General features: G+C 41.2%; 17 protein-coding genes. 12 read left to right on the top strand and 5 right to left on the bottom strand.

All coding sequences use genetic code 11. The features are described 5' to 3' along the window. Positions 1-381 precede the first annotated feature (381 nt). From I6E24_RS08770 to I6E24_RS08745, 6 genes are all read left to right on the top strand, one after another. A complete protein-coding gene (locus tag I6E24_RS08770; RefSeq protein ID WP_235327962.1) occupies positions 382-1,704 on the top strand; it encodes a TolC family protein in 1,323 nt (440 codons plus the stop codon). Between the two features lie 74 nt (positions 1,705-1,778). Then, the gene (locus tag I6E24_RS08765) at positions 1,779-2,870 is read left to right on the top strand and encodes an HlyD family secretion protein (RefSeq protein WP_235327960.1); all 1,092 of its coding nucleotides are present in this window, start codon (positions 1,779-1,781) and stop codon (positions 2,868-2,870) included. A gap of 11 nt (positions 2,871-2,881) precedes the next feature. Next, complete coding sequence (locus I6E24_RS08760; RefSeq protein ID WP_235327958.1) at positions 2,882-4,513, top strand: MFS transporter; 1,632 nt, start codon at positions 2,882-2,884, stop codon at positions 4,511-4,513. A gap of 59 nt (positions 4,514-4,572) precedes the next feature. Next, the gene (locus I6E24_RS08755) at positions 4,573-5,445 is read left to right on the top strand and encodes a helix-turn-helix domain-containing protein (protein WP_235327956.1); all 873 of its coding nucleotides are present in this window, start codon (positions 4,573-4,575) and stop codon (positions 5,443-5,445) included. Between the two features lie 4 nt (positions 5,446-5,449). After that, the gene (locus I6E24_RS08750; RefSeq protein WP_235327954.1) at positions 5,450-5,686 is read left to right on the top strand and encodes an alpha-L-rhamnosidase C-terminal domain-containing protein; all 237 of its coding nucleotides are present in this window, start codon (positions 5,450-5,452) and stop codon (positions 5,684-5,686) included. A gap of 74 nt (positions 5,687-5,760) precedes the next feature. After that, the gene (locus I6E24_RS08745; RefSeq protein ID WP_235327952.1) at positions 5,761-8,361 is read left to right on the top strand and encodes an alpha-L-arabinofuranosidase C-terminal domain-containing protein; all 2,601 of its coding nucleotides are present in this window, start codon (positions 5,761-5,763) and stop codon (positions 8,359-8,361) included. 128 nt (positions 8,362-8,489) lie between these two features. On the opposite strand, the gene I6E24_RS08740 is transcribed toward I6E24_RS08745, so the two are convergent. From I6E24_RS08740 to lysS, 4 genes are all read right to left on the bottom strand, one after another. Then, positions 8,490-9,215 carry an HAD-IA family hydrolase gene (locus tag I6E24_RS08740; protein ID WP_235327950.1) on the bottom strand — a complete coding sequence of 242 codons (726 nt, stop codon included), beginning with the start codon at positions 9,213-9,215 and terminating at the stop codon, positions 8,490-8,492. Positions 9,216-9,300: 85 nt separating this feature from the next. Continuing rightward, on the bottom strand, positions 9,301-10,650 hold the full coding sequence (locus I6E24_RS08735; RefSeq protein WP_235327948.1) for a glucose-6-phosphate isomerase: 1,350 nt from the start codon (positions 10,648-10,650) through the stop codon (positions 9,301-9,303). A gap of 10 nt (positions 10,651-10,660) precedes the next feature. Then, a complete protein-coding gene (locus I6E24_RS08730) occupies positions 10,661-11,656 on the bottom strand; it encodes an NAD(P)H-dependent glycerol-3-phosphate dehydrogenase (RefSeq protein ID WP_235327946.1) in 996 nt (331 codons plus the stop codon). 95 nt (positions 11,657-11,751) lie between these two features. Next, entirely contained in the window at positions 11,752-13,482 is a 1,731-nt protein-coding gene (lysS, locus tag I6E24_RS08725) for a lysine--tRNA ligase (protein ID WP_154043950.1), read from the bottom strand. Between the two features lie 245 nt (positions 13,483-13,727). Between lysS and I6E24_RS08720 the strand changes: the two genes are divergently transcribed. The 6 genes from I6E24_RS08720 to I6E24_RS08695 are packed head-to-tail and all read left to right on the top strand — an operon-like array spanning position 13,728 to position 19,829. Continuing rightward, complete coding sequence (locus tag I6E24_RS08720; protein ID WP_235327944.1) at positions 13,728-14,489, top strand: amidohydrolase; 762 nt, start codon at positions 13,728-13,730, stop codon at positions 14,487-14,489. 8 nt (positions 14,490-14,497) lie between these two features. Then, a complete protein-coding gene (locus tag I6E24_RS08715; protein ID WP_235327942.1) occupies positions 14,498-16,120 on the top strand; it encodes a thiamine pyrophosphate-dependent enzyme in 1,623 nt (540 codons plus the stop codon). Next, the gene (locus I6E24_RS08710) at positions 16,117-16,698 is read left to right on the top strand and encodes an indolepyruvate oxidoreductase subunit beta (protein WP_235327940.1); all 582 of its coding nucleotides are present in this window, start codon (positions 16,117-16,119) and stop codon (positions 16,696-16,698) included. Before I6E24_RS08715 ends, I6E24_RS08710 begins: the two co-directional genes overlap by 4 nt. Before the next feature lie 22 nt (positions 16,699-16,720). Further along, entirely contained in the window at positions 16,721-18,034 is a 1,314-nt protein-coding gene (locus I6E24_RS08705) for an aminotransferase class I/II-fold pyridoxal phosphate-dependent enzyme (protein ID WP_235327938.1), read from the top strand. 42 nt (positions 18,035-18,076) lie between these two features. Then, the gene (locus I6E24_RS08700) at positions 18,077-19,378 is read left to right on the top strand and encodes a phenylacetate--CoA ligase family protein (protein WP_235327937.1); all 1,302 of its coding nucleotides are present in this window, start codon (positions 18,077-18,079) and stop codon (positions 19,376-19,378) included. A 34-nt stretch (positions 19,379-19,412) separates the two neighbouring features. Beyond that, entirely contained in the window at positions 19,413-19,829 is a 417-nt protein-coding gene (locus tag I6E24_RS08695; protein ID WP_235327935.1) for an ACT domain-containing protein, read from the top strand. Between the two features lie 65 nt (positions 19,830-19,894). Here the strand turns inward: I6E24_RS08695 and I6E24_RS08690 are convergent. Continuing rightward, a partial coding sequence (locus tag I6E24_RS08690; protein ID WP_235327933.1) for a response regulator occupies positions 19,895-23,527 on the bottom strand: 3,633 nt, incomplete at its 5' end.

Below are 23,527 nucleotides of genomic sequence, written 5' to 3'. Positions count from 1 at the left end.
AAAAATAACAAGAGGAAATCAAGCCTTAAGGGTAAAAGAAAAATGGCGGGATGGAGCGATGAGTTTCTTGCTGAACTTTTAGATGCACCATGGCAAAATGAAGATATTAAGTAATGCGTCAGCCCTGTTCCAACAAGCTTTTCTTTCTGCTGACGATGGTCGGCAGATGTGCCGACCATGGTGGACAGATGTGTTTACCATCGTCAGCAGTGCTGCCGACGATGGTCGGCAGCTAAAGATGCATACCCGTTTCTTTATGGTTTGTCTTGGTTAAATCTCAGATAGAATAAAAGGAAGATATGAACAGTCAAAGCGAAAATGTCGTAACGGTTATCTGAATGTAAGTCCCTAACTTTGCGTCAGATAAACAAGATAAACGATATGAAAAGACTATTACTCAATTTTGCTTTTGCCTGTTCGCTTTTTCCTCTTGGAGCGCAGCAGGTGTTGACGCTGGAAGAATGTCTGCAGATAGGTATCGAGAATAATCTCACACTGCAGACCAAGCGCAACGAAATTATCAAAGGAAAGCACAGCATCTCGGAGAACCGTTCCAAGCTTCTACCACAGATCAATGCTGTGGCATCTTTCAACGACAATTTCAACCCACCCGTTTCGGTTACCGACGGCTCGGCATACGGTAATCCTTACAACGTTACAAAAACACTGCAATATAATGCTTCGGCGGGATTGCAACTTCAGATGCCTCTGTATAACCAGACCATTTATACGGCAATGTCGATAACCAAGATGATGGACGAAATAAACACTCTCTCTTACGACAAGGCACGCGAGGACCTGATAATGCAAATCACAAAGATGTATTATCTGGGTCAGAGTACAGCCGAGCAGATTTCAATAGTGAAAGAAAACATCACCCGTCTGGAGGAACTGAGAGATATTACTACTGCTTTCTTCGACAATGGTATGGCGATGGAAGTGGATGTGAAACGTGTGAATATCAATCTCGAAAATCTTCAGGTACAGTATGACAATGCAGTGGCAATGCTTACACAACAAATAAACATGCTGAAGTACGTGATAGATTATCCTGCGGAAACAGATATCACACTCACTCCGGTGGATACAGAGAGTATCATTCCTGTAGAAATGAGCGGACTGTACGAAGGTCAGCCGGAACTGGAGCTGCTGAAGAAACAAAGTACGCTGGCAGAGAAACAGAAGAAGATGATTTCGCAGGGATATATTCCTTCACTGTCGCTTACCGGAAGTTTCATGTACTCGGCATTCACCGACAAGGCAAAGAACTGGTTCCACGACGGACCGTCAAGCAAATGGTACAACTCATCAGGCATAGGTCTGACACTCAAGGTTCCTATATTCGACGGACTGGACAAACGGTCGAAGATACAAAAAGCAAAACTTGACATTGAAAATGCAAAACTGTCGTATGACAATGCTCTGAAAAGTTTCAGAACACAGTATCTGAATGCCACGAATGATCTTATGAACAGCCGACGCAATTTCACAAAGCAGAAAGACAACTACCTGTTGGCAGAAGATGTTTACGAAGTGACTTCCGACCGCTACCGTGAAGGAGTGGCGTCAATGACAGAAGTACTACAGGACGAAATGCGTATGAGCGAGGCACAGAACAACTATGTCACTGCACACTACAACTACCGCGTGAATAATCTTACGATGCTGAAACTTACAGGAAAACTTGAGACATTATTAAAATAACGGTATTTAAACAGTACTTAAACACTGTTTAAATACTGATTAACTAACTTCTTTAACTTCAAATAAAAAACGATATGGAAACAAAAGAACTTGATATAAAGAAAAACACACTAGAGCAACAAGCTGCAAAACTCAGAAAACAACGCCGTCGCCAGATGCTGGCAAGTACATTCGGAATTATAATTCTTTTGGTAGGTCTTTATCAGATTGGAGTAATGTTCTTCAGCTATAAGCTGAACGAAACAAGCAATGACGCACAGATAGAACAATACATTTCGCCGGTAAACCTCCGTGCTTCGGGATATATAAAGAAGGTATATTTCACCGAGCATCAGACAGTGAAGAAAGGCGATACACTTATGGTTCTCGACGACCGGGAATACCGTATCCGCGTGATGGAAGCTGAGGCTGCACTGAAAGATGCCATGGCAGGAGCTTCAGTTATGGGTCAGACACTCCAGACCACAAAGGCTTCCGCTTCGGTTTATGAGGCTTCAATCTCGGAAGTGGAAATCCGTCTGGCTAAACTTGACAAGGATCGTAAGCGTTACGAAAACCTTCTTCAGAGAAATGCGGCAACACCTATCCAACTGGAACAGATAGAGACAGAATATGAGGCAACAAAGAAAAAGCTTGTGGCATTGAAACGTCAGCAGGAAGCTGCAATGTCGGGAGTGAACGAAGTGTCAACCCGTCGTCAGAATATGGATGCTGCCATACAGCGCGCACAGGCTGCACTCGAAATGGCAAGACTGAATCTTTCATACACAGTGGTTACCGCACCATGCGACGGACAGTTGGGACGCCGCGCCATAGAGGAAGGACAGTTCATCTCTGCTGGACAGACAATAACCTACATATTGCCTGACACACAGAAATGGGTGATAGCCAACTATAAGGAAACTCAGGTGGAAAACCTTCATATAGGCCAGGAAGTAACACTCACTGTAGATGCTGTCAGAGACAAGGAATTCAAGGGAAAGATTACAGCCATATCCGGTGCCACAGGTTCTAAATACTCGCTTGTACCAACCGACAATTCAGCCGGAAACTTTGTGAAGATACGCCAGCGTGTTCCTGTAAGAATAGATTTCGAGGGACTGAGTAAGGAAGACAATGAACGTCTTGCTGCCGGAATGATGGTCATTGTGAAAGCAAAATTATAATCTGTTAATCTATGCCAAAGAATTATCCATTCTATAATTGGGTCCCCAAACCTGTAGGCATCATCCTGCTGATACTGCTCTTCATACCGATACTGACTGTGGGCGGAGTATATACAGCCAACAGCGGCGAGATGACAAGCGGACTGGGAATCCAGTCGGAACATATCCAGTTCGTGGGGTTCGTCACCTCGATAGGTATGGCAGCCTTCGCTCCATTCTTCTATCAGCTGGTATGTATCCGCCGTGAGAAGATGATGTGCGTGATAGGGTTCTCACTCTTGTACATCTTCAGTTATGTGTGTGCTGTCACAGACAGTATCTTCCTTCTCGCATTGTGCAGCCTTATCATGGGCTTCCTCCGTATGGTGCTCATGATGGTGAATCTCTTTACCCTGATAAAATACGCTTTCGGAATGGAAGCTACAAGGAATATCACTCCGGGAATGGAACCGACCACAGAAGAAGGCTGGGATGCCCTTGACGCAGAGAAAAGCAAGAGTATGCCAATCATATACCTCTTCTTCATGATACTGGGACAGATAGGAACATCGCTCACGGCATGGCTGGCTTACGAATATCAGTGGCAGGACGTATATTACTACATGATGGGAATGACGCTTGCAGCCATACTTATTATAATGGTGACAATGCCTTATCATAGCTATAACAGCCGACGTTTCCCTATCAATTTCCGCAAGTTCGGCAGTGTGGCAGTGTTCAGTGCTATGATGACCTGTATAGTATATGTTTTGGTTTACGGCAAGACTCTCGACTGGTATTCCGATCCTACAATAGTCCGTTCCACGGTGCTTGCAGTGGTATTCGGTGCATCCTTCTTCTATATGGAATCTTCCGGACGTTCGCCGTATTTCATGATGGAAGTGTTCCGTCTGCGCACTATCAATATGGGTATCGTACTTTTCCTTCTGCTGATGATATTCAACACCAGTTCCATGTTTGTAAATGTTTTCACCGGAGTGGGTATGAAGATAGACAACTGGCAGAATGCAGCTCTTGGCAACTGGAGTATGCTGGGATATTTCATAGGAGCAGTGATTGCCATAATACTGGGCTCAAAGAGAGTGAAGCTGAAATACCTTTTCGGTATGGGCTTTTTTCTGATAGGAATGTCGGCACTGTTCATGTACTTCGAAGTTCAGACAGCAGGGCTGTATGAGAGAATGAAATATCCGGTGATAATCCGTTCGGCCGGAATGATGCTTATATATTCGCTTGCTGCGGTACATGCCAACCAGCGTATGCCGTACAAGTATCTTTCCACATGGATTTGCATAATGCTTTCCGTACGTATGATATTGGGACCGGCAATAGGAACATCGCTATATACCAATGTGATGCAGCACCGTCAGCAACATTATATCACACGATTTGCACATGACGTAGATAGGGTAGAAGCACAGAATGCCGCTTCGTACGACCAGACAGTTCGAGGAATGCGCTATCAGGGTAAGAGTGAAACCGAGGCTGAGAACATGGCTGCCATATCCACAAAGGGTAAGGTACAGGTTCAGGCTACACTCTCGGCTGTGAAGGAAATGTCCGGCTGGACATTCTACGGATGTATGATTTCAATGCTTTTCGTTCTTGTTTATCCATATCGTAAGAGGAAATTATCGGCTTAGCGTGAAATTTTTCCGCTAAGTCCGGTAATTTTACTAACTTAGCGCAAAGTTAAATTGGTATGATAAACTGTCCTGAAATATTAATAAAGCTGGAAGAAAAAATATCCGGTCAGTCCGATGTCTGTTCATCGGGCGGACCGGTTTTTGATTTTCCAGAAAGTATGAAAAAGGGATTCGTCAATTTCGGTATAGGTTTGATAGTATGTCATACCGGCCGATTCGATTTCAATCTTTCAGGTAAAAATTATTCTGCCCATACAGGCGAGACGGTTTTTATCCACGAAGGCTCATCATTCCGCATAACCGGTCAGTCTGAAAAACTGGAAGTAAGTATTATTATATATAAGGTGTCGCCAATACGTGATGTTCTCGGGAATATGGTTTATTCCGTTCACCTTTACTCGCAGATGTCTCCTGAAACACATTGTGTATGGAATACCGGCGATGAAGATGATGTGGCAGGATATATCTCACTTATCGGAACTGAATATCCGCAGCAGGATGATTTCTTTCCGGTATACGAAAAGCGCTTGCTTCTTCTCTCATTGACTTATCGTCTTTGTTCTGTTTTTCAGAAGAAGTTTCTTTCCGGAAATTCTGTAGGAGCAAGGCGCACGGAAATATTCCTCCGTCTCATCCAGCTTATCGACCGCCATTTCATGTCCGAACGCGGAGTTGAGTTTTATGCCGACAAACTGTTTCTTTCTCCGAAATATCTTTCAGGACTTTCGAAATCCGTATGCGGATATACGGTTCAGGAACTGGTGTTCAAGGCCATAATCCGTAAGTCAATGGCTATGCTCGACAGTACAAACAAGACTGTTCAGGAAATATCCGATGAGTTTAATTTCCCCAACCCTTCCAGTTTCGGAACATTTTTCAAGAAGCAGGTAGGGATGTCTCCACAGAGGTATAGGGAGAGGGAAGGATAAATCCTTGTACGGAAGAATTGAAAGTGCATGGCGAGTTACGGACGATAGAGTGGTGTATTCCTTTACTGTACCTGCCAATACTACTGCAACTTTACGAGTTCCTGCCAAGAATATGGAAAGTATTTCTGAGAATGGAAAACCAGTTGGATCAGTGGAAGGAGTTTTGTTATCAGAACACATCGATGGTAATGCTGTGATAGAATTGAGCTCTGGAAAATATGAGTTTACTGTGATTGAATAATTATCATTAGTCCGAAGATATAAATTCAAAAAGGTAAATATAATGTGTGTAAACTAAATTTCATCTAATTTACAATGAAACAACCAAAAACAAAGAAAAGATTGGGCATGTCTCTGCTATGTTTAGGACTTGCCGTTTCAGCATCAGCATTTACAACTGTACCTGATTCTGTATATTTATTTTCATATAATGCACATCCGGGCAGCGGATTGAATATGGCGTGGAGTGCCGACCAGAAATATTGGTCTCCGATAGGTCCTGAACATGCTTTCATGAAGAGTGATTTCGGTGTATGGGGCGGAGAAAAGAAAATGTATAATCCATATCTCATAAGAACTGAAGATGGAATGTGGCGCTGTGTATTTCAGGTAAATGATTATTCCAATCAGTTTGCAGTGGCTGAGAGCCGTGACCTTGTGTTATGGCAGCCTCAGGATTATCCTCATATGGAAGGTGTAAGCAGTTGTCTGGAGCCTGTCTTAAAGTATGATTCTAATAGGAAAATGTATCAGGTTCTTTTCAAGACAAAAGAAGGCGATTATTATATAACAGAGTCGTCAGATTTCTATAATTTCACTAAACCTGTCAAAGTTGGTCCTGATTATTTATCCAGTGCAAGTAAAGATGTTACTGTTGATGGAAGGAAGATGCGAGGTCAGGTTACAAAAGTGGCCTATGCTGATATAAATGCGGTTATTACAGCCATGGAGGCTTCGCGCTATCGTGAGTCCCTAAATTCTCAGCTTGCCAGCGGGAACGAAGAACGTTTTAAGGATTTGAAACCTCTTGAAGCACAGATTTCAATAAATTTTGGTGACACCAAAAAGATAAGTGACAAACTTATAGGAATATTCTTTGAGGATATCAACTATGCTGCCGATGGCGGTCTTTATGCAGAGCTTGTCCAGAACCGGGATTTCGAATATTCTCTTGCCGATACTAAAGGCTCAAATAAAAACTGGAATTCGCGATATGCCTGGAAAGCACAGGGAAATGGTGGAGTATGGGAAATAGAAGAAAAAGCACCTGTACATAAGAATAATTCTCATTATGCCTTGTTGGATATTAAGAAATCCGGAGATTTTTCTTTGCTGAACGAAGGCTTTGATGGTATTCCTGTACGTAAAGGAGAGAAATATATATTCTCTATGTTCGCGCGTCAGATAGAGGGAAAATCATGTAAGTTTGATGTGACACTTGAACAGGATGGTAAAGTAGTTGCAAGCACTAAAGTGTCTTCTTCTAATAAAGAATGGAAAAAATTGAAAGTAACTTTCAAGGCTGATTACAATGCCGATAATGCTGTTATCAGAATTACACCAAAGTCGGAAGGAAAGGTTGCTATAGATATGGTTTCACTTTTCCCGAAAAATACATTCAAGGGACGAGAAAACGGAATGCGTGCTGACCTTGCCCAGGCATTGGCAGATTTGAAACCTAAGTTTATGCGTTTCCCGGGTGGTTGTGTAGCTCACGGAGACGGATTGCATAATATATATAACTGGAAAGAAACTATTGGTCCGTTGGAAAGCCGTAAGCCGCAACGCAATTTATGGGGATATCATCAGACTAAAGGTCTGGGATATTATGAATACTTCCAGTTCTGTGAGGATATAGGTTGTGAACCTCTTCCTGTATTGGCGGCAGGTGTTAGCTGTCAGAACTCCAGTGATTGTGGCGCAGGTCAGCAAGGAGGTATACCTATGGATAAAATGCCTGAATATATACAAGATGTATTGGATCTGATTGAATGGGCAAACGGTGATGCGAAAACAACAGAATGGGGAAAACGCCGTGCAGAGCAGGGACATCCTGAACCTTTCAACCTGAAATATATAGGAATAGGTAATGAAGACCTTATTTCTAAAACTTTTACAGAACGATATCTGATGATAGTAAAAGCTGTCAAAGAAAAATATCCGGATATTATTGTGTGCGGAACTTCCGGACCGTGGTGCGAAGGTAGTGACTACGAAGCTGGATGGCACTTGGCAAAAGATAATAATATAGACATGATAGATGAGCATTATTACCAGACTCCAGGATGGTTTATATATCATCAGAATTATTATGACCAATACGACAGAAATGGTTCTAAGGTTTATTTGGGAGAATATGCTGCTCATGCTCCGGGTCGTCCTAACAATATAGAAACAGCACTTTGTGAGGCAATGCATATTTGTAATATGGAACGCAATGGAGATATAGTCGAGATGAGCTCGTATGCACCGCTTCTGGCAAAGGAGGGACATATAAACTGGAGTCCTGACATGATATATTTTAATAATAATGATGTGAAACTTACAGTTGGTTATCATGTCCAGAAGCTTTGTGGTAATTATTGCGGCGATGAATATATCGGCAGTTCATTATCAGTGAATGAAAGCCGTAAAGGAGTCCGCGAAAGACTTGCCGTAAGTACTGTCCGTGATTCAAAAACCGGAAAAGTCTATATAAAGATGGTAAATCTTCTTAATCATCCGGTAAAGGGAAAACTGAAGATTGATAATGCTGAAAGTTTTTTCGGAAATGAAGTATCGCTTAATGCAAAGCTTCATCTTCTTACTGGTAATTATGATGATACAAAAGCTGTTCCGCAGATAAAGGATATTGCTGTAACACCGGATTTTGAATATGAATTGCCTGCATATTCATTCAGTTTGATAGAATTTTAATTAATGCTTAATATAGAATATCCATGCGGGTTTCAGTATTGCCGAAAGTTACGAAATATAATTTTTTCGGGTATTTCGATTGGATATTTCTATAGAAACAGAAACAATGAAAAGAGGGGAGATTAATCTTAAAACTCCCCTCTTAATCTATGCCATTTATCCGACAGCTCCTGCATTGATCCGAACAGAAGATTTGCCCCTTCATCAAGTAAAGCTGAATCGGGTAGCGGTCCTGTGTTTACAGCAATGGTGAAAATGCCTGCTGCAACTCCGGCTTTTACTCCAAGCGGTGCGTTTTCTACTACTACAGCTTCGTTTGGCTCTATTCCTGCTTTTTTAAGCCCCATAAGGTATGGTTCAGGATTAGGCTTGCCATATTTTACGTCGAATGCCGTAACCATGAACTCTTTCTGGAAAATACCAGGGAAATGATGGTTCAGATTGTCCAGAAGCGACAATTGTCCTGATCCGGTAACAAGTACGGGCTGAAGTCCGGCTTCCTTCACTTGGCGGAGCAATGTGTATGTTCCAGGCATAGGCTCTGCCTTAGGAAGACTGTTGAAAATATCGCTTTTTGTCTGATATATCTTCTTTATTTCTTCTTCATCGGCATTACATCCTCTTTCGCGCATGCAGACGATGTTTATTGTGCTGGCTCCGGTACGTCCTTCGTGCATGAAAGCTTCTTCTTCGCTAAGGTTCATGCCATACATTGCCATTGCCTTGTTCCATGCCTTAGCATGGTTTTTCATTGAATCGAACAGAACTCCGTCCATGTCGAACAGAACTGCTTTCAGGTTGATTTTGTTATATTTTTTTTCTTCTAAATATTTTTGTATCGCTTGTTCAAACATTATAGTTGGCTTTAAATCATTGAAAGGCACGCATTACAGCTGTGCCGTAATACGTGCCTTGTTATTTCTATCAGTTTATGATTCTTTATTTTTTCAGACGAGCCTGGATAGCTTCTGATTCTTTTTCGTAACCTGGCTTGTTGAGCAGTGCAAACATGTTCTTCTTGTATGCTTCAACTCCAGGCTGGTTGAATGGGTTTACTTCGAGGATGTAACCGCTGATACCGCAAGCTTTCTCGAAGAAATAAATCAGCTGTCCGATATAGTATTCGTTTAATGCAGGAACAGATACTCTCATGTTTGGAACACCACCGTCTACGTGTGCAAGCTGAGTTCCGAGTTCTGCCATCTTGTTTACTTCGTCAACACGTTTTCCTGCAAGGAAGTTCAGACCGTCAAGGTTCTGTTCGTCTGTTGGAACGCGTAATTCGTGGTTAGGAGTTTCTATAGATATAACAGTTTCATAGATTGTACGTTCTCCTTCCTGAATCCACTGGCCCATTGAGTGAAGGTCTGTAGAGAAGTCAACTGAGCTTGGGTAAATACCTTTACCGTCCTTACCTTCTGATTCACCGTAAAGCTGTTTCCACCATTCGTTGAAATAGTGAAGTTTAGGCTGATAGTTAACCAAAATTTCAATCTTCTTGCCGTTGCGGTAAAGTTCGTTACGAGTTGCGGCATAAAGAGCTGCAGGATTTTCGTACATGTTTTCGTTTGCACAAACTTCTTCCATTTTGCGTGCACCTTCAACAAGCTTTTCGATATCTATACCTGCCACTGCGATAGGAAGCAAACCTACAGGAGTAAGAACTGAGAAACGTCCGCCTACGTTGTCAGGAATGATGAATGACTTGTAACCTTCGTTGTCGGCTGTTACGCGTGCAGCACCTTTCTTGGCGTCAGTAACTGCTACGATAACCTTGCGGGCCATTTCCTTGCCGCGCTGGTCTTCGCACTGTTTCTTAAGAAGACGGAATGCAAGAGCAGTCTCTGTAGTAGTACCTGATTTTGAGATGTTGATAACACCGAATTTTTTGTCTTTCAGGAAGTTTGTCAGTTCATAAAGATAGTCTTCACCGATGTTGTGTCCTGCGAAAACGATAGTAGGTTCGCCTGCTTTCTTTTCTTTCAACCACTGGAAGCTGTCAGACATAGCTTCGATAACGGCACGTGCGCCAAGGTAGCTACCTCCGATACCTGCAACAACCACTACCTCGCAGTTTTCACGAAGAACAGCTGCTGTAGCTTTGATGTCTTCAATATGTTCTTTTGTTATAGAAGATGGAAGGTGAAGCCAGCCCAGGAAGTCGTTTCCAAGTCCTGTACCTTTTTCAAGAGTTTCCATATAAGTCTTAACCAACGGCTCGTAAGAAGCCAATTTGCCTTCTGCCATGAAGCTGACAGAATTTTCAATGTTCAATTTAATATTTTCCATATTCACAAGTTTATCTGAATGAGTCTGTTAAAAGCTTAATTTCTATCATAGGAGATATGCGTTCGTACAGGATATTGTACACGGCATCTACTATAGGCATATTTACGTGCAAGTGTTTGTTCAATTCCTTGATACATTTGGTGCCGTAATATCCTTCGGCTATCATTTCCATTTCTATCTGCGCGCTTTTCACAGAGTAGCCTTTTCCTATCATCGTTCCGAAAACACGGTTACGGCTGAAATTAGAGTAGCTCGTCACCAGTAAATCACCAAGATAGGCTGATTCGTTGGTACATCTGTCAACAGGATGAACAGTGTTAAGGAAACGGTTCATCTCCTGTATCGCATTTGAGATAAGTACTGCCTGGAAATTGTCTCCGTATTTCAAACCGCTACATATTCCGGCGGCAATTGCATATACGTTTTTCAATACTGAAGCATATTCAATACCTGCTACATCTGTATTTACGGAAGTCTTAATGTAGTGTCCGGTTAATTGCTGGGCAAATATTTTCGCCTTTTCTATATCTTTGCATCCTACTGTTAAATATGAAAGTCGTTCAAGTGCCACTTCCTCTGCGTGGCAAGGACCTGCCAGTACGGCTATGTTTTCTTCAGGAACGCCATATACCTTATTAAAATAGTCAGAAACGATAAGGTTCTCGTCAGGAACGATACCTTTTATGGCAGTGACTATGAATTTGTCCTTGATTTTGGTTTTCAGTTTCTTTAGATGACTTTTAAGGTAAGGCGATGGAGTAACAAAAATCAGGGTATCTGATTCTTTTACCACCTTATTTATATCTGATGAAAAGTTGATATTCTTAACGTTGAAGCGCACGCTGGTCAGATAAGCCGGATTATGTCCGAGACGTTTGAAATCTTCTATTCTGTCGTCCCTACGCATATACCAGTTTATTGATTCGGCTTGGGTAAGAATAATCTTTGCAATAGCTGTGGCCCAGCTACCACCTCCCATAATAGCTATTTTACCAGGGAATTTCACTTTGGTAATTGTTTAATGAGTTTTTAAGTTCTTAAGTTTTTAAGTTTGTAAGCTTTGAATCATACTCAAAACCTACAAACTTAAAAGCCAAATACTTATTTTATGTTTTGTATCCAATTGCTGACTTCGTCAACTGTAGGATTCTTAAGCTCAAGTTTATACTTCTTGTTTACTCCGCAGATGTCCATGTGAAGCTTCTGAGGATTTACGTCCTTCATATCGGCTACCATGTTGTATCCGGCTTTCTGGATCAGTGCTACCCATTCTTCCGGAACACCTATTTCCATGAATTTAGCTGGAGCATCTTTTGGAATGACTTTTTCTGGTCTCATCTGAGGGAAGAACAATACTTCCTGAATTGTGCTCTGACCTGTCATAAGCATAACCAGACGGTCCATACCGATACCCATACCTGATGTAGGAGGCATACCGTATTCAAGCGCGCGAACGAAGTCCTTGTCGATAATCATAGCTTCGTCGTCTCCCTTTTCGCTAAGTCTCATCTGCTCTTCGAAACGTTCAAGCTGGTCGATAGGGTCGTTAAGCTCTGAGTAAGCGTTACACAATTCCTTACCGTTAACCATAAGTTCGAAACGTTCTGTCAAGTCAGGATTGCTGCGGTGACGCTTAGTAAGCGGAGACATTTCGATAGGGTAGTCAGTGATGAATGTAGGCTGTATGTAGTTGCCTTCGCAGAATTCGCCGAAGATTTCGTCGATAAGCTTGCCTTTACCCATAGTATCGTCAATTTCCATATTGAGCTTCTTGCAAACTTCACGAATCTGGTCTTCGTTCATACCTGTAAGGTCATAGCCTGTGAATTCCTTGATAGAATCAAGCATAGTCACACGCTTGAAAGGAGCCTTGAAGTTGATGATGTTGTCGCCAACCTTCACTTCTGTAGTACCGTTTACGTCTAGACAGATCTTTTCAATCATGTTTTCAGTAAACTTCATCATCCAGTTGTAGTCCTTGTATGCCACATAGATTTCCATACAAGTGAACTCAGGATTGTGTGTGCGGTCCATACCTTCGTTACGGAAGTTCTTACCGATTTCATATACACCTTCAAAACCACCTACGATAAGACGTTTCAGATACAATTCGCTGGCGATACGCATGTACAAAGGAATATCAAGCGCATTGTGGTGAGTGATGAACGGACGAGCTGCCGCGCCACCTGCAATAGCCTGAAGGATAGGAGTCTCAACTTCGATATAACCTTTAGAGTTGAAGTATTCGCGCATAGAATTGTAAACCTTGTTGCGCTTAAGGAATATGTCTTTCACTCCATCGTTAACCACTAGGTCAACATAACGCTGACGGTAACGGAGTTCAGGATCTTCGAACTTGTCGTAAGCCACTCCATCTTTATATTTTACAATAGGAAGCGGTTTGATAGATTTAGATAGAACTGTAAGTTTCTTTGCGTGGATTGAGATTTCACCCATCTGAGTACGGAATACGAAACCTTCTATACCGACAAAGTCACCCAAATCAAGTAAACGTTTGAAAACTACATTGTATAAATCCTTATTTTCATCAGGACAGATGTCATCGCGAGTGATATAAACCTGAATACGGCCTTTAGAATCTTGCAATTCAATGAAAGAAGCCTTACCCATTACGCGGCGTGACATTATACGTCCGGCTACAGAAACCATGCGAGGCTCTGCCTCATCGTCTTTGAATTCATCTTTTATATCAGTAGAAAATGCGTTTGTTACATACTCTGCTGCAGGATACGGGTCTATGCCCATAGCTCTCATCTCATTCAGACTGTTGCGTCTGATAATTTCCTGTTCACTTAGTTCTAATACGTTCATTTCTTATATATTAACTATATTTTGGTACAAAAATAAGAAACATTTCGGAATATATTAATATATGTATGATACTTTTTGCTCAAATAACCTGATGTACATCTTTTTTGAAATGTTTTTTATCGTACCTAATAATCTCTTCTGCTATCAAAAATATTCAAATGTTTGCAATTGTCAAATAAAATGTCGTATTTTTTTGTGAGTTATCATGAAATTGTTACCTTTGGGCTCTTCTAAATGTGAAAAGCATGAAAATAGTTATTTTACAAACGGACATTGTTTGGGCCAATCCTTCGGCCAACATCCAAAAAGCGGACGAAATTATAAACAAGTATGAAGGTGTTGATATTTTCGTTTTGCCAGAAATGTTTTCTACCGGTTTTTGTACTAAACCGGAAGGTATTGCTGAAAAATCCGATTCTGGAACTCTGGAATGGATGAAACAGACGGCACAGCGCAAGAAATGTGCTATTGCCGGCAGTATAGCGTTGGAGGAAAAAGGTCAGTATTATAACAGATTCTATTTTGTACATCCAGGAGGAACAGTAGAATGGTATGACAAGAAACATTTGTTTACTTACGGTGGAGAACACAAGCACTTTACAGCCGGAACACGACGTGTTATAGTCAATTATAAGGATGTAAGGATTTTGCTGCAAATTTGTTATGACCTGCGTTTCCCTGTATGGAGTCGTAACAGGAATGATTATGATATTGCTTTCTATGTTGCAAGTTGGCCTACTCCACGTGTAGAAGCCTGGAAGATGCTTCTCAAGGCGAGAGCCATAGAAAACCAGTGTTATGTAGTGGGGGTTAATAGAGTAGGTAAAGATCCGAACTGTGATTACATAGGCGGAAGTGCTGTGATTGATCCGTACGGAAAGGTGATTGCTGCTTGCGAAGACGGTAAGGCTTGCGAAGCTGTGGTTGATATTGATATGTCTGAACTTGAAGCATTCCGTAAGAAATTCCCGGTGTTGAACGACGCCGATTCTTTTGAATTAGTATAACTTGAAATATGGAAAACAGTAAGAATTTATTACTCTTGGGTGACCAGGCTATAGCTTTGGGAGCCATTCATGCGGGTATAGCCGGTGTATATGCTTATCCGGGTACACCTTCGACAGAGATTACAGAATACATACAGGAACATCCGCTTGCAAAAGAACGTAAGTTGCACAGCAGCTGGTGTACTAACGAAAAGACTGCTATGGAAGCGGCTCTCGGTGTCAGTTATGTCGGTAAGCGTGCTCTTGTGTGTATGAAGCATGTAGGTATGAATGTCTGTGCCGATGCTTTTGTCAATTCAGGCATGACCGGTGCAAATGGTGGAGTTGTGGTAGTAGCTGCTGATGATCCTTCCATGCATTCGTCGCAGAATGAACAGGATTCAAGATTTTACGGCAAGTTTGCCATGATTCCTATTCTTGAACCTTCTTCACAGCAGGAGGCATACGACATGATGCAGTATGCTTTCGAAATGTCAGAATGTGAGGGAACTCCTGTTCTTATGAGAATTACCACACGCATGGCACATTCGCGAGCTAATGTTGCTGTGAAAGATGAGGCTTCTGAAGTTACATCAACAGGTAGGGCTTCTTCGCCTGCCAATTGGGTTCTTTTACCGGCAAATGCACGTCGCCGTAATAAAGAAGTAATCGAACTTCAGCCGGTGTTACGTAAACTCTCTGAAGAGTCTCCTTTCAATAAGGCTGAAAATATATCTTCCGGAAAGGCTGATTTAGGAATTGTAGCTTGCGGTATTGGATATAATTATGTAATGGAAAATTATCCTGACGGATGTCCTTATCCTATTGTCAAAGTATCACAATATCCTCTGCCTACAGATAAGATAATAGCTTTGGCAAATTCATGTAAGGAAATATTGGTGGTTGAAGACGGACAGCCTTTCGTGGAAGAACTGCTTCGTGGTGTATTGCCTTCACAGTATGTGGTTAAGGGACGATTGAGCGGAGCATTGCCTCGCACAGGTGAACTCAATCCTGATTATGTAAAATCCGGATTAGGTATGGATGATGCTGAAGTATATCCTCCAGCACAAAATGTTGTTCCTCGTCCACCTGCACTGTGTAACGGATGCGGACACCGCGATGTATACGACGCTCTGAATAAAGTGGCTGCCGAGTATGCCGATACAAAGATATTCGGTGACATAGGTTGTTACACTTTAGGTGCTCTTCCTCCATTCCGTGCTTTGCATAGCTGTGTTGATATGGGTGCTTCCATCACTATGGCCAAAGGTGCAGCCGATGCGGGTCAGTTCCCTTCAATAGCCATTATCGGCGATTCTACTTTCACCCATTCCGGTATGACTGGACTTCTTGATGCCGTGAACGACAAGTCGAACATCGTTGTAGTAATTTCCGACAATCTTACTACAGCTATGACAGGCGGTCAGGATTCAGCAGGAACAAACAAGTTCGAGGCTATCTGCCTTGGTCTTGGGGTTGAGCCGGAACATGTGCGTGTAGTAGTGCCGCTGCCTAAGAACATGGACGAAATTACCCGCATAATTCGTGAAGAGATTGAGTATAACGGTGTATCAGTGATTATCCCACGTAGAGAATGTATGCAGACACTGAACCGTAAGTTGAAACAGAAAAGAGCCGAAAAACAATGAAAACAGATATAATTCTTTCCGGTGTGGGAGGACAAGGTATCCTCTCCATCGCAACCATAATAGGCGAGGCTGCCACACGCAGCGGACTTAATCTGAAACAGGCTGAGGTACACGGCATGAGCCAGCGAGGTGGTGATGTTCAGTCAAATCTCCGTCTGTCGGACAAACCTATAGCTTCCGACCTTATTCCTCTTGGAGGAGCAGATATGATAATTTCGCTTGAACCTATGGAAGCTTTGCGCTATCTACCGTATCTTGCCAAGGACGGATGGATTATAACATCTACCACTCCGTTCAAGAATATTCCGAACTATCCAGATGTTGATGCTGTGATGGCTGAGCTTAATTCTCTTCCAAATGTGGTTTCGCTTGATATTGATGCCATTGCCAAGGAAAACAATATGCCTAAATGCGGAAACGTGATTCTCTTAGGTGCGGCAGCTGCATGTTTTAAGATTTTGGACAAGAAAACTCTTTATGACAGTATAGAACGGATTTTCTCTTCTAAGGGAGTGGCTGTAGTAGAAATGAACCATCGTGCTTTTAATATAGGTTATGAGGCTGCAGCTTCCAAATGAATAATTTAAGACAAAAACTATTATGAGTAAAGTCTTCAGTAAAGAATTAGTAGAGCAGGTGGTAGAAGAGATGAAGGTTGCCGACCTACGCAATGCCACCATAGGCGATGTTCTGCTTGTGGCATCACGTCTGGAGCAGCTTACAGGTATACCTTTTATCCGTATGGATCAGGGTTCTCCGGGTCTGCCTGCCAACAAAATAGGAATTGAAGCCGAAAAGGCTGCTCTCGACAAAGGATTGGGGGCACAGTATCCCGCTGCAGCAGGAGTAAAGGAACTAAAGGATGCTGCATCTCGTTTCGTAAAGGCATTCATTAATATTGACATTTCTCCGCGTGCGTGTCTGCCTACTACAGGCTCTGTGGCTGCATCGTTCGGAGCATTCATAGCGTGTACGCAGCGCATTCCGGGAAAAGATAAGGTTCTGTTTATAGATCCAGGTTTCCCTATTCAGAAATCGCAGTTACGTATCCTTGGTATCAAATGGAAACTCTTTGACATATACAATTACCGTGGTGAGGCTCTCCGTGCTAAACTTGAAAGCATGATGTCTGATGGGGATATAGCCGCAATAGTATATTCCAATCCGAATAATCCGGCATGGTTCTGTCTTGACGAGGATGAGTTGAAGATCATAGGTGAACTTGCTACCAAGTATGATACAATAGTGATGGAAGACCAGGCATATTTCTGTATGGACTTCCGCAGTCCTTTCGGTCGTCCGTATCAGGAACCTTATGTACCTACAGTGGCAAGATATACCGATAATTATATCCTTATGCTTTCAGCTTCGAAAATATTCAGCTATGCCGGACAGCGTATAGCACTGGCTTGTATCTCTGATAAGCTTTTCGACAAGCAATATCCGGCACTTGCGCAGCGATATGAAGATTCTGGAATATTCGGACCTACATTCATCGCATCTATCATGTATATGATAACTTCAGGATGTACTGCCACAACACAGTATGCCATGGCAGAGATGCTTAACAAATCTGTTGATGGAGTGATAGACTTCGTAGAGGATACACGCGAATACGAACGTCGTGCACGCAGGATGAAACAGATATTCACAGACAACGGATTCAGTATTGTCTATGATTATGATGTCCGTCAGAAGGTTGGTGACGGTTTCTTCTTCACATTAGGTTATCCCGGAATGACAGGAGGAGAGTTGCTGGAAGAACTTATGTATTATGGTGTCAGCAGTATCTCGCTTTCTACTACCGGAAGCGATCAGCAGGGAGTACGTGCATGCACATCGCGTATGAGGGAAGAACTTTATCCCGTACTTGAAGAAAGAATGAAAGCTTTTAAAGCGGACCATCCGATATAATTACATTTACAAATATAACTTTAACGATTAAAGATAATACCCATGTTTTGGAATGAAAATAAGGAATGTATGCCTCGCGAACAGATGCGCGAGCTACAGGGGAAAAGACTTCAGAAACTGGTGACATACGTTTATCATAATGTCCCGTTCTACAGAAATAAAATGCAGGAGATGGATTTGTCGCCCGATGATATCCGCAGTATAGACGATATAGTGAAACTTCCTTTCACTACGAAGCAGGACTTGCGCGACAATTATCCGTATGGATTGCAGGCCGCACCTGCATCGGAGATAGTACGCGTGCATGCATCTTCGGGTACAACCGGCAATCCTACTATTGTGGGGTATACACGCAAGGACCTTGCCATCTGGTCCGAAGTAATGTCTCGCTGTCTTACTGCATACGGAGTTACGCGCGATGACACATTCTCCGTGAGCTACGGTTACGGACTCTTCACGGGAGGTCTTGGAGCACATTACGGAGTGGAAAACCTTGGAGCTACAGTAATTCCGGCATCTACAGGTAATACGGAAAAACACATCCGCCTTATCCGCGACCTGAATATTACAGGTATAGCATGTACACCGTCGTATGCCATGTATCTGGCAGAAGTGATGGAGAAGATGGGGCTGACGAAACATGACCTCGGACTCCGTATCGGTGCTTTCGGTGCAGAACCATGGACAGAGAATATGCGTAAGGAGATACAGGACCGTCTCGGACTGAAAGGTTACAACATCTATGGTCTGAGTGAGATAATGGGACCGGGTGTGTCATACGAGTGTCAGGAACAGAACGGTTCGCATATCAACGAAGACCATTTCTTCCCTGAGATTATCGATCCTAACACGCTTCAGCCATTGCCTTACGGACAGCAGGGTGAACTTGTTTTTACTACGCTGACTAAGGAAGGAATGCCATTGCTCCGTTACCGCACGAAAGACCTTACGTCTCTCATTGATGCACCATGTCCGTGTGGACGTACATCTGTGCGTATGACTCCTATTATGGGACGTAGTGACGATATGCTAATCATCCGCGGTATCAACGTATTCCCGTCACAGGTGGAAAGTGTCATCCTCGAAATGAAGGAATTCGAACCTCAGTATATGCTGATAGTTGACCGTAAAGGCAATCTTGATACTCTGGAAATACAGGTTGAGGTACGTCGCGACTTCTTCAGTGATGATATTGGAGCAATGCTTGCTTTGAAGAAATCACTTGCCGACAAACTGAAGAGTGTACTTTCCATCAGTGCCGATGTCAAGCTGGTTGAGCCTAACAGCATAGCCCGCAGTCAGGGAAAATCGAAGAGAGTGATAGATAACCGTAAGTTGGTGTAAGACATTTTTAATTTTTCATTTTAATCAAAGTAACATGACCATAAAGCAATTATCAGTATTCCTGGAAAACAAGACAGGAAGAATAAACGATGTAGTCCGTACGTTGGGACAGAACGGCATAAACATGCATGCCTTCAGTATGGCAGAGACAACAGATTTCGGAATTCTACGCCTTATAGTATCTGATGTAGATAAGGCGGTGGAAGTATTGCGCGCACAGAACTTTGCCGTAATGTCTACTGAAGTTATCTGCCTCAGTTGTGAAAATACCCCGGGCTCCCTTGCCGTAATTCTGGAATATCTGGCGGAAGAAAAAATCTTTATAGAATATATGTATGCCTTTGCCCAAAACGACAAGGCACATGTGGTTATCAAGCCTAACGACCTTAAGGCATGTCTGGCAGTGCTTGATGCAAAAGGCTGTACAGTATTGAAGAAAGGGGATTTGTAATAAAAATCATATTCATAAAACAACAGGTCAGGTGAAAAAATCGGATTTACCTGACCTGTTGTTTTTTAAGAATTGTTTGCCATGTTCTTCATCTCTTTTTTATATGCAGTAGGTGTTTTCCCTGTATATTGCTTGAACGCTGTGCTGAAATAACTTTGTGATGTAAATCCTACATTTACAGCTATTTCTACAAATGTCATATTTGTATTCTGAAGCAATTCTATGGCTTTCTCCATTCTGACCTTACTAATATAATCGTTTATGCCCATATTAGTGAGGTTTTTCAGTTTGCTGTATACTGAAGTTCTACTCATTCCAAGTTCATTACAGATAGTTTGTACTCCCAATTCCGGATTACTTATATTATTATTTATAATTGAATTCATTTTAATTATAAACGATTCATCAATTTGACTGAATGTGGTAGATTCGGCAGTAGGCAGCTTTCCTGGATCTGAATAGGCTTTACGTGCAATGTCTCTATTTCTTAATCTGTTTTTTATTACTTCCAAAAGCATATCAACATCAAATGGTTTTAGGATATAATCGTCAGCTCCATTTTTATATCCGTTAAGCCTACTCTCTTCATCGTCTTTTGCAGTCAATAGAATTACAGGAAGATGGCTTATAGAAAAGTCCTGTTTAATTGATTTGCATAACTGATAACCGTTCATACCTGGCATCATAACATCGCTTATTACGATATCCGGTAAATGGCTTTTTATAAGTAACAGGGCTTCTTCACCTTCGGAAGCAGTAATAACTTTTTTGAAATACCCTTTCAGTACAGATTTTAGGAAACTTCTCAAGTCGGCATTATCATCTACTATCATAACGGTATAAGACAATGTATCCATGTCAGTAAGTTTTGTTCCTTCTGATTTGTCATCTCCGTTAAAGTCGAATATCAGTTCATTCATATACTGTTTAGGCTCGTAAGCCTTAGTGTTATCATGTTTCTTTGGAAGCTCGAAAAAGAATGTTGCACCTTCATCCTCATTGTTGTATGCTCCAATTTTTCCTCCATGCATTTCAACCAGGATTTTTGAGTATGACAATCCTATTCCAGTTCCGGTCTCTTCGCCGGCTCCTTGATAAAATCGTCTGAACAGCATGGATAGATCTGTTTCTTTAAGTCCATGTCCCTGATCGGATACTGATATTTTAACGGAATCATTTTCAATAATGTTTTCTGTAGATATAGTTATATTACCACCACTGAGAGAATGTTTCAGAGCATTGATTAGTAGGTTTGTAAGTATGCTGTCAAATTTCTGTTTGTCCACTTCTATTTTACCTACAGAATTATCTAGCTTAAACACAACATCTCCTCCAATGGCTTTTGCTTCTTCAATGAAATCCTGACCTATGTATTTTACATATTCGTTTACATCGGTTATACTTAAATTGAGTTTTCCGTTGCCAACTTCCATTTTCCTGACGTCAAGTACCATATTTATAAGATTCTTCATGCGTTGAGTCTGTCTGTAGATACCTTTAAGAGGAAGTAATAATGGGTTGTCCATATCCAAAGTTTTCAAGATTCTTTGTAATGGTGCATGGATTAATGTAAGAGGAGTTCTTAGTTCATGGCTTATATTTATAAGGAAACGTATTTTATCTTCATACATTTGCTTTTCACGTTCTTTGATAATAAGATCGTGTTTCTCTGTCTTTTTTCTGACAATCAATATGTTTATGTAAATGAATACTAATACCAAAAGCAGGATGCATGACAGGAAAAACCATTTGGTTTTATACCATGGTGGAATGACTTTAAGTGTGAGAATACATTTTTCGTCTGTCTGGTTACCATCTTTTGTATTCCACGAGGCTAATATTCGGTATTTACCAGCAGACAATGAATGCAATGCAAGTTCTGATCTGTATGTCTCGATATTCTTTTTTGTATCAGGTCCATATATTTGAAATTTATACATTTTTTTTCTGAAAATATCTTCACCGTTAGCAAATACCCTTATAATCAAACTACCTGATTCAGACATCTCCAGTTCCGGTATTTGACCATCGGTAGAAAAAAAAGTTTTCATTCCGTTAAGCTCTATTTCAGAAAGATTCAGAGAAAGTGCAGACGTAGTTTCGTAATTCAACAGTTTGTCTATTTTTAATAATCCTCTTACTCCGCCCATAAAAATCCGTCCGTCCGAATTTACGAATTTCGAGCTAGGCATATATTCATTGGGCATCACGCCGTCCGATTCTCCGTAAAACAAAAACTTCTGTTTATCAACATCCCAACAGAAAAGCATGGATTCGGCTCCTACCAATACTTTATTGTTTACACATACTACAGATGAAACACGATTGAAAAGCTCTGTTTTTACCCACTCGTGTTTATGACTCTTGTTGTCGTATCTGATTAACCCTTTATCTGTTCCAACCCAAATAATTCCGGAATTGTCCAAACTTACAGATGTAATTGAAGCGTCGTTGGAAACTTTGAAAATCATTTCCAATGTTTTGGTTCTGTTATCCAGTCTGTAAACATTATTTATATCATTAATATATGTATAGGTTGAGTCATTCCCTATTGCAACCAGTGAACCGATACCTAGCTCAACATTATTTTTTTCTTTAATAGTATCGAATGTTCCGGTTTTTTCGTCATACCAATATACAAAATTCGCAAGGAACAATATAGATTTAGGTGTATTTCTATATATGAAAACGGAATTACCGTGGTTACAAAGTTCTTCGTTAGTTTTTTTATCTATAAGTATAAAAGGCTTTTTTAATCCTGTTACTGTATCAAAAACAAAAATTCCCTGGGCGAAATTAAATATAAGAAGCTTATTCTTTCCAAAATCGCAGATAGAAGTTACTTTGTCACCTATGGTAGTCGGATAATGAGAAAATTTTTCATCCCTAAGATTATACATATTTAATCCTCCACCGTTTGTGCCTATCCAGAGTTTGTCATTTTCCCCTTTGAACAAATATAGTGCGGTGCAATGTGTAAGTCCGCTATTGTCACCAAACAGAACGTCTTTATATGTTCTCATTGAAATTTCATGCATACATATTGCTCCGTAATAAATACTGCCTATCCATATATTGCCATAATAATCTTCATACAAGCATATTATAGAATTTGAAGGTAAAGAATAGTTGTTTTCGCCCGGAATATGTTTCAGAACTTTAAAAACACCTGTTTCCTGATTGAGTACAGATATGCCATCACCATCAGATCCAAACCATATTTCTCCTTTATGCTCGATAATACTCAAGACAATATCACTGCTTATTTCAGAATTCTTTTTTGAATAGTAATTAAGAAATTTGAGTTCTTTGTCATAGCAGCGTACTCCTTGGTTATACGAAGAAATCCATATTTTGCCTTCATTGTCCTGATATGTGCATATTATATCATTTCCGCATTCAGGAAAAGCAGCGTATGATATTTTTGATTTTAGGTCAACAATTCTCATTCCATACCATCTGTCGCTACAAATAAGTGTATCTGTTCCTGAAAGAATCATATTTGATACATTATAATCATTTGATTCATTGAATGATATAATTGGGCTTATTTGTTTTTTGTATATGTCGTAACTATAAATGGTATTTTTCCCTCCAAGTATAATCTTTCCCTTATGGACGATAGCACTTGAAGCGATGAGAGGTATATCATTGTCATTTTTTATTAGGCTGAAACCATTTATTGAATAGTCGTATAT

It is taken from the genome of Bacteroides caecigallinarum, assembly GCF_021530995.1.
GTDB lineage: Bacteria > Bacteroidota > Bacteroidia > Bacteroidales > Bacteroidaceae > Phocaeicola > Phocaeicola faecigallinarum.
The sequence above is the reverse complement of the archived record's forward strand: the minus strand, read 5'-3'. Positions and strand labels throughout refer to the sequence as shown.